The organism is Dyella marensis (assembly GCF_900112865.1).
GTDB lineage: Bacteria > Pseudomonadota > Gammaproteobacteria > Xanthomonadales > Rhodanobacteraceae > Dyella_D > Dyella_D marensis_A.
This window is the reverse complement of sequence record NZ_FONH01000032.1, coordinates 25068-33125: the sequence shown is the minus strand read 5'-3', so window position 1 is coordinate 33125 and position 8058 is coordinate 25068. Positions and strand designations below refer to the sequence as shown.

The 8058-nt window shown below is 70.5% G+C and carries 5 protein-coding genes; all 5 read right to left on the bottom strand.

The window, feature by feature from the left end; all coding sequences use genetic code 11:
• Positions 1 to 158 precede the first annotated feature (158 nt).
• Positions 159 to 683 (bottom strand): tetratricopeptide repeat protein, encoded by a 525-nt coding sequence (locus tag BM172_RS21200; protein WP_026636830.1) that lies wholly within the window; start codon positions 681 to 683, stop codon positions 159 to 161.
• A gap of 2 nt (positions 684 to 685) precedes the next feature.
• On the bottom strand, positions 686 to 3013 hold the full coding sequence (gene mrcB, locus BM172_RS21195; RefSeq protein ID WP_026636831.1) for a penicillin-binding protein 1B: 2328 nt from the start codon (positions 3011 to 3013) through the stop codon (positions 686 to 688).
• A gap of 249 nt (positions 3014 to 3262) precedes the next feature.
• Complete coding sequence (locus tag BM172_RS21190) at positions 3263 to 4102, bottom strand: SDR family oxidoreductase (RefSeq protein ID WP_026636832.1); 840 nt, start codon at positions 4100 to 4102, stop codon at positions 3263 to 3265.
• Between the two features lie 10 nt (positions 4103 to 4112).
• Entirely contained in the window at positions 4113 to 5825 is a 1713-nt protein-coding gene (locus tag BM172_RS21185) for a tetratricopeptide repeat protein (RefSeq protein ID WP_026636833.1), read from the bottom strand.
• 75 nt (positions 5826 to 5900) lie between these two features.
• On the bottom strand, positions 5901 to 8036 hold the full coding sequence (locus BM172_RS21180) for a RelA/SpoT family protein (protein WP_026636834.1): 2136 nt from the start codon (positions 8034 to 8036) through the stop codon (positions 5901 to 5903).
• Between the last annotated feature and the right edge of the window lie 22 nt (positions 8037 to 8058).

The window sequence follows — 8058 nt, the reverse complement described above, 5'->3', positions numbered from 1 at the left end:
GCCGCAGGCGACTGCGAAGGCAGGATGCCGTAGCGAACATCCGCGTAGCGGATGGCCCGAAGGGCGGGCTGCCGATGCAGCCCGTAACCCCAACATCGCGCCACCTGGAAAGGTCCGTTGGGGTTCGCCTGCGGCTCACCCCAACCTACGACAGGCGCTCAATAGCGCGGCACGCCTTCCACGTGGCACTGCTTGACCCACTTGCCGGCAGTCGCGGCAGCCGCCTGATCGCCGGCACGATCGCGCAACTCCTGGATCGTCTGCCAGTTGCGCGCGCACAGCGGTCCCAGCCGCGGCCCGATCTCCCATGACTTGCGCGCGAGCTGTTCGGCCGCCGAATAATCCTTCAGGCGAATCGCCAGCTCCGCGCGATCCTGCAACAGATCCGGCGAATTCGGACTCAGCTTGATCGCCGAATCCAGCTTCGCTGCCGCCGCATCGAACTGCCCCGTGCGCACATCCGCCTGCGCCGCGTCCTGCAGCGACGCTACGCCCGGATCGCGCAGCGGATGCACGTCGATCACCGACTTCTCCTTGTCCCCGGCCGCCTGGATCGAAGCCAGGATGTCCCCGTCCGAGCGCGTCGGACGGGTGGCCTGCGACGGCGCGCTGGGTTGGTTGCACGCGGCCAGCGCAAGCGTGGCCAGCACGGTGGAAGCGAGGAGCAGACGGCGGTACGACATGATCAATCTCGGATGGGAGCGGTGGAGGCCGGCGCCGGCGACTTATTGTCGTCGCCGCCGAACCAGTTCTGGACACGCTGCCAGAAGCAGCCTTCGGAATCCTGCGCAAGGGTACCCGCAACCACCGGGATCTGCCGCGCGCCCTCGCAGGACGGATCGGTGCGCTTGCCGTCGGTCGGATTGATCCAGGCCATCTCCAGGCCTTCGCCAGGAGCGGCGGACAACGGCTTCGACGGCAGCTTGCGGAACAGCTCCTGCCACGCGCGCAGGCTGCCGGTGGCGCCGTAAAGGCCGCTCGGCTTGTTGTCGTCGCGGCCCATCCAGAACACCGCCAGGTGATCGCCGGTGAAACCGGCGAACCAGCTGTCGCGCATCTCGTTGCTGGTGCCGGTCTTGCCGGCGGCATTGAGGCTGGGCAGGGTCTTGCCGATCGCCGCCGCGGTGCCCGAACGCACCACCTGCTGCATGGCCCAGGTCACCTGGCGCACGGCCAGCTGGTATTCGCCCTTGCCGGTCTTCACCTCGTAGCGCTTGACCGTCTTGCCGTCGGCGTCGACCACGCCGCGCACCGCGACCAGCGGCAGCGCATGGCCGTCCGCGGCGATGTACTGGTACAGCTGCGCCACCTGCAGCGGCGGAATACCCTGCGCGCCGAGCAGCAGCGAAGGGCTGGGATTGACGTCTTCCAGGCCGAACGATTCCAGGAACGACTTGATCCGCGGCAGGCCCACTTCCAGGCCCAGGTGGATCGTCGCCAGGTTCCACGAATGCACCAGCGCGTCGACCATCGGCACCGAGCCGTGCACGTCGCCTTCGTCGTTCTTCGGCGTCCACTGCGTGCCGTCGGGCTGGCGCATGCTGATCGGGGTGTCTTCGACCGGCGAGCCGAGGTTCCAGCGTTCCGGCTGCGCCAGCGCCACCAGGTACACCAGCGGCTTGATCAGCGAGCCGATCGAGCGGCGCGCATCGATCGCGCGATTGAAGCCCTGGTCGCCCGGATCCTTGCTGCCGACGATGGCCAGCACGCTGCCGGTCTGCGCCTCGGTGACCACCGCCGCGGCCTGCGCCGCCTCGCCACGCTTGCCCAGGCCGCCCATCGCGGTGGCGATGCCCTGCTCGGCATACAACTGCGCGGCCGGATCGAGCGTGGTGAAGATGCTTAAGTTGCCGGCGCTGAGCGTGGCATCGTCGAAGTCGTTGGTGATCTGCGCGCGCACCAGCTGCATGAAGGCCGGGAAGCGGTTATGCGGCAGCTGGCCGTTGCTGACGATGCCCAGCGGCGTGGCTTCGGCCGCCTTGGCCTGCTCCGGCGTGAGCAGGCCGGTGCCGGCGAACTGCTCCAGCACCAGGTTGCGGCGCGACAGCGCGCGCTCGGGATAGCGGCGCGGATCGTAGAAGCTGGGGCCCTTCACCATGCCGATCAGCAGGGCCATTTCCTGCGGACGCAGGTCTTCCATGCGCCGGCCGAAATAGAACTCCGAAGCCGCGGCGAAGCCGTGCACCGCCTGCCCGCCCTGCTGGCCGAGGAACACCTGGTTGACGTACGCCTCCAGGATGCGGCCCTTGTCGTAGTGCGCTTCGATCAGGATCGACATCAGCGCTTCGTTGAATTTGCGCGTGATGTTCTGATCGCGGTCCAGGAACAGGTTGCGCACCAGCTGCTGGGTCAGTGTCGAGCCGCCCTGCACGGTGTGGCCGGCGCGCAGGTTGGCGAAGCTGGCGCGCAGGATGGCGCTGAAGTCGATGCCGATGTGGTGCTTGAAGTCGCGGTCCTCGACCGCCTGCAGGCCGGCGATCAGCATCGGCGGCACGTCGGCCAGGCGCACGATGCGACGCTCTTCCTGCTGCGAGCCATACACCGTGGCGATGCGCGCCGGATCCAGGTGCGCCAGGTCCAGCGCCTTGCCGCTGGCGGCGTCCTTCACCGACGCCACCGCGTTCTTGCCCAGCGTCACGCGGATGCGGTGCGGCAGCTCGCCGCCGTCCGGACCGGCATAGCCGCGCGAGGAAATCACATAACTGGAACCGTCCTTGGCCCAGGTGCCGGCGACCTGGCCGTGGCCGTCATTGCCGTAGCCGGCGAAGGTCAGCTCCAGCTCCAGCGCGCCCGGCGTCATCGGCGCGCCGGCTTCGAGCGGCAGCGGACGGGCGTAGACGCGGGTGGGGACGGCGAAGACCAGGTCGTTGAAGCGATCCTGCACGCGTTTGTTCAGCACCAGCGTGTAGGGGAGCACGAAGCCGAAGAACAGGCCCAGGCCGATCCAGAAGGGAATGCGCACCCAGGGCCAGATAGCGCTTGCGAGCGAGCGGAGTCGGGTCAGAAAGGCCAACGTGGGGGAATCCTGAACGATAAGGGGTCGATCATAGGGCCTGCTTCCCGGCGCGCATATGAATGCGGGCGGGGGTTTGGGGCGATGGCGTGGCATGGCGCAGCGGTTTGAAGGACGCTCAGTCCCCAACCTTGGACCCTTCTCCCTCCGGGAGAAGGTGGCGGCAGCCGGATGAGGGTCCGGCCGGAGTGCAACGCCCCACTCCGCCCGTACCCTCACCCCAACCCCTCTCCCGACGGGAGAGGGGCTTTAGTCATCAGTCATCCCCCAGCACGCCGCATCCGGCCGGAACGGCCGCGGGAAAACCCCGAGCAGCTGCTGCACGGCGCTGTTGTCGGCGATCAGGTCGCTGTCCAGCCGGTCCAGCGGCCCGCGCAGGCGCGGCACCGCGTGGCGGCCCAGCCGCAGCAGCCAGGCCGGCAGCGGCACCGGCAGGGTCGCCACCGGCAGGCTGCGCCGCACGCGGGCGAACATCTCGCCGGCATGCAGGCGTTCGCCGCCGCCCAGCGGAATGACCTTGCCGGCAACCAGCGGCGTATCCAGCGCAGCCAGCACCGCGTGGGCGATGTCGTCCGCATGCACCGGCTGGCGCTGCCCGCGTCCGGCCGGCAGCGGGAACACCCGCGTGCGCACCGCGCGGCGGGCGATCGGGGTAAGGCTCTTGTCCATGCCCGCGCCGTAGACCAGGGTGGGCCGGAACACCGTCCATGCGCAGCCGCGGCGCGCACAGATCGCGGCCAGCGCTTCTTCCGCATCGCGCAGCTGGCGCGACAGCGCGCGCTCGGCCGGCACGGCGGAATCGCGTTTGGTTTCCGCGCTCATCGAACTGGTGGCGATGACGCGCGGCGCGCCGTCGAAGTCCGCCCCCAGCATCCAGTCGGCCAGCCCCTGCAGGGGGCCGAAGCTGACGATCGCCGACAGCTCGCGCACCGCCGGCACATCGTGCGGAAGATCGCCGCGCAGCCAGGTGATGCCGGCGGTGTCGCGCGGACGGCGGCTGACCGCCAGCACTTCCGCGCCGCGCTCGCGCAGCCGCGGCAGCAGGAAGTGGCCGATCTGGCTGCTCGCGCCGAACACCAGGACGCGCATGGCCGTCGGCTCAGCCGCCGCCCTGCAGGCGCGCAGTGATGCTGCTCAGCCGCGGATTGCCCGGCGCCAGCTTGCGCGCGTGCTCCAGCGCCTGCGCCGCACCGGGACGATCGCCGGCGCCGAGATGTTCCTCGGCCTGGTCCATCCAGGCATTGGCCAGGCGCTGGCGCAGTTCGGCCTGGCCGGCTTCGCCGGGCGCCAGGTCGGCCAGGTCGTTGAGACGCTCGCCGGCCTGCTGCAGATTGCCGCCGGACAGCGCCTGGTTGAACTGCTGCACCACCGTGGACGGCAGCTCCTGCAGGCCGCGGCGCGCCGCTTCGTCGTTGCCGTCGATGGCCAGCGCGCGGCGATACAGGTCGTACGCGCTCTCGCCCGGCGGCAGCATGACCTTGCCGCCGCGCGCCGCCGCTTCCGCCTGGCGCACCAGTTGCGCCAGCTCGGCGGTCTGCTGCGGGGTGAGTTGGGCCTGCGCGTCGGCCTGCGGCAGCTCGCCGGGCACCATGCCGCCACTGCCGGGATGGCGGGAGGCATCGCCCAGGTGCGCGCGCGCCGCCGCCAGTTCCGCCGACTTCGGCGCCAGCTCGGTGGCCTGGTCCAGCAGGCGGCTGGCCTGGGCCGCGTCGCCGCTGTCCAGCGCTGCATTGGCCTGCACCACCAGCGCCTGCGCGACCTGGCCCAGCCCGGCCTTGGCCTGTGCGTTGTCCGGGTCCAGCGCCAGCGCGTCCTTGAAGTGCGCCAGCGCCGTATCACTGCCGGTGCCGGTGATGCGACCGGCGCGCAGCGCCGCCTGGCCCAGGCGGATCGCCTCGGACAGCTGGCCGTCGTCTTCCTTCTGGTCCTGCACCAGCGCGGCGCGCAGCGCGGGCAGTTCGCCGTAATTGGGCAGCAGCGCGGCGAGGCGGTCGACATCGGCGCCGGCAGCGGCGCGGTCGCCTGCGTCGATGTCCTTGTGCACCTGCGCGGCGAGCGCGTCGCCGACCTTGTCCAGGCCATGCGCCGCCACCGCATTGCCGGGATCGGCGGCGAGGATGCGCTTGTACAGCGCGCCCGCATCCGCCGGGCGGCCCGCGCTCATCGCCTGCTGCGCCTGGTCGACCAGCGCGCCGGCCTCGAAATTGGCGCCGCGCGCCTTGGCGATGGCCTGGGCGAGGCGATCGACGTCGCTGCCGCCGCCGAGCAGTTCGCGCGCGGCATTGGTGGCCTGTTCCGCTTCGTCCGTCTTGCCGGCGGCCAGTGCCGCGTCGGCCTTGGCCACCTCGGCCAGGCCGACCTTGCGCAGGCCGTCGCGGGCGCGGTCGTTGTCCGGCTCCAGCGCGCGGGCCGCCTCGAACAGTTCGCGCGCGCTGGTGCCGTCGTTGCCGTCCAGCCGCCCGTCGTGCAGCGCCTGCTCGGCGCGGCCGAGCACGTCGTTGAGCTCCGTCGTCGGCAGCATGCCGCGCACGCGGTCCTGCTGCAGATAGAAAGTGACGCCGACGCCGATCGCCACCAGCAGCAGCAGCGGCCAGATCCAGCCGCGGCGGCTGCCGGAACCAGGCCGCGCGTCGCGCGAATGGCTGGCGGCCGCGGCGCGGCGCTGGCCGGCGTCCAGGGTCACCTTGGGCAGGCCGTCGTCCGGCGGACGCTGTTCGCGCGCGCTGCCGGCATCGAGCTGATCGAGATTGCCCAGGGTGGGCTCCGTGCGCCCCTGGGGATCGGATTCGTGCTGGTCTCTGCGTCCGTTCATGGTCCACGCAATCGTTTCGACCGCGCGAGCTTAGCACCGCATCAGGCCGCCGCCGCGTGCCGAAAAAGCGCGTCTTCAGCCACCGCCGATACGTTTGGCGTCCACCACGTTCGGCAAGGCGGCCACGCGCGCCAGCAGGGTCGAGAGCTGCTCGAAATCGCGCACGCGCAGGGTGAAGCGCATCTCCACCTCGCCGGTGCGCACGAACACCCGGCTGGACGAGGCGATGATGTGGGTGCCTGCATTGCTGATCACGCTGGTCACGTCCTTCTGCAAGCCCTTGCGATCGTAGCCGCGGATTTCCACGTCCACTTCGTAGGCCTGCGCCGAGGCCTTGCCCCACTCCACCTCGATCACCCGGTCCGGATCGCGCCGCGCCAGCCGGGCCAGGCTGGCGCAATCGGCGCGATGCACCGACACGCCGCGCCCGCGCGTGACGAAGCCGCGCACCGGATCGCCCGGCAGCGGCTGGCAGCAGCGCGCCAGCGTGGTGAGCAGGTTGCCGACGCCCTCGATGCTCAGCGCGCTGTGATCGAGCGTGGCGTGGCGCGAGGCGACCGGCAGCTGCGACTGGGTCATCTCCGCCGGCGGCGTTTCCGCCTCCTGCAGCGCGCGGGCGATCTGGCCGGGCGTGATCTCGCCCAGCGCCAGCGCCACCAGCACGTCGTCCAGCTGCTTGAGATGGAAATGCACCGGCAATTTATTGAGATCCGCCGCCGGCAGCGCCAGGCGCTTCAGTTCGCGCTCGAACATCGCGCGGCCGGCGGCGAGGTTGGCGTCGTGCGCACTGCGGCGGAACCAGGCGCGCACTTTCTCGCGGGCACGCGAGGTATTGAGATAGCCGTGGTGCGCGGACAGCCAGTCGCGGCTGGGCTCGCCCAGCTTGGTGGTAAGAATCTCGATGCGATCGCCGCTGTGCGGCTGGTGGGTCAGCGGCACGATGCGCCCGTTCACCTTGGCGCCGCGGCAGCGATGTCCCACCTCGGTATGCACGTGATAGGCGAAATCCAGCACGGTGGCGCCGCGCGGCAGATCGATCACCTCGCCGCGCGGGGTGAGGACGTAGACGCGGTCCTCCATCAACTCTGTGTGCAGTTCGGCGGCGAGGTCGCCTTCGCTCTCGGCCTTGGGCTCCAGCAGGCGGCGCATCCAGGCGATCTTCGCCTCGAACTCGCTGTCGGCGCTGCCGCCTTCCTTGTAGCGCCAGTGCGCGGCCACGCCGAGTTCATTGACGCGATGCATCTCGTGGGTGCGGATCTGCACTTCCAGCGTCTTGCCGTGCGGGCCGATCACCGCGGTGTGCAGCGAGCGGTAGTCGTTGCCCTTGGGTCGCGCGATGTAGTCGTCGAACTCACCCGGCAGGTGCGGCCACAGCGTATGCACCACGCCCAGCGCGCCATAGCAGTCCGCCACGCTGCCGACCAGCACGCGGATCGCGCGGATGTCGTACAGGTCGGAGAACTCCAGCGCCTTGCGCTGCATCTTCTTCCAGATGGAATAGATGTGCTTGGGCCGCCCGGCCAGCTCGGCACGGATGCCGGCGGCGTCGAGCGAGCGCTTGAGCTGATCGAGCGATTCGCGGATGAAGCCTTCGCGGTCGGCGCGGCGCTCGTCCAGCAGCTTGGCGATGCGTCGATAGGTGTCCGGCTGCAGGTAGCGGAAGGCCAGGTCTTCCAGCTCCCACTTCAGCTGCCAGATACCCAGGCGGTTGGCCAGCGGCGCGTGGATGTCGCGGGTCAGCCGCGCCAGCTCGACGCGCTCGGCTTCCGGCAGCGCGCCGGCCGCGCGCATGTGTGCTAGCTGCCGCGCCAGCAGCACGAACACCACGCGCAGGTCGCGGATGATCGCCAGCAGCAGGCGGCGCAGGCCTTCCGAGCCGCTCTGCGGCGCCTGCTGCGCATGCAATGCCCAGACCTTCTCCGCGGCCAGCTGGCCCTGCACCAGGCGCTGCAGCTCCGGCGGCAGCGATGGCTCGATCCCGGCCCAGGTCTCCGGCTTGCTGCGCGCCAGCTCGAACCACAGCGCCGCGGCCTGGGTCTGCGCATCGCAGCCGAGCATCGCCAGCAGGTCGAGCACGTCCACGCATTCGGCTTCGTTGCCCGCATGCCCCGCGCAGGCTTCCAGCGCCTGGGCCAGCACGGGCGCCGGCGCGACGGCGCGCTCGCGCCACTGGGCCAGGCTGGAAGCTGCGATGGGGGCGGCTTGGACCATGCGGAATGTCCTTAGCGAATAC

What these genes read in the sequence shown, in the direction of transcription:
- BM172_RS21180 (WP_026636834.1), bottom strand. Translation starts at nt 8,036, where the DNA reads ATGGTCCAAGCCGCCCCCATCGCAGCTTCCAGCCTGGCCCAGTGGCGC.
- BM172_RS21190 (WP_026636832.1), bottom strand. Translation starts at nt 4,102, where the DNA reads ATGCGCGTCCTGGTGTTCGGCGCGAGCAGCCAGATCGGCCACTTCCTG.
- BM172_RS21185 (WP_026636833.1), bottom strand. Translation starts at nt 5,825, where the DNA reads ATGAACGGACGCAGAGACCAGCACGAATCCGATCCCCAGGGGCGCACG.
- BM172_RS21200 (WP_026636830.1), bottom strand. Translation starts at nt 683, where the DNA reads ATGTCGTACCGCCGTCTGCTCCTCGCTTCCACCGTGCTGGCCACGCTT.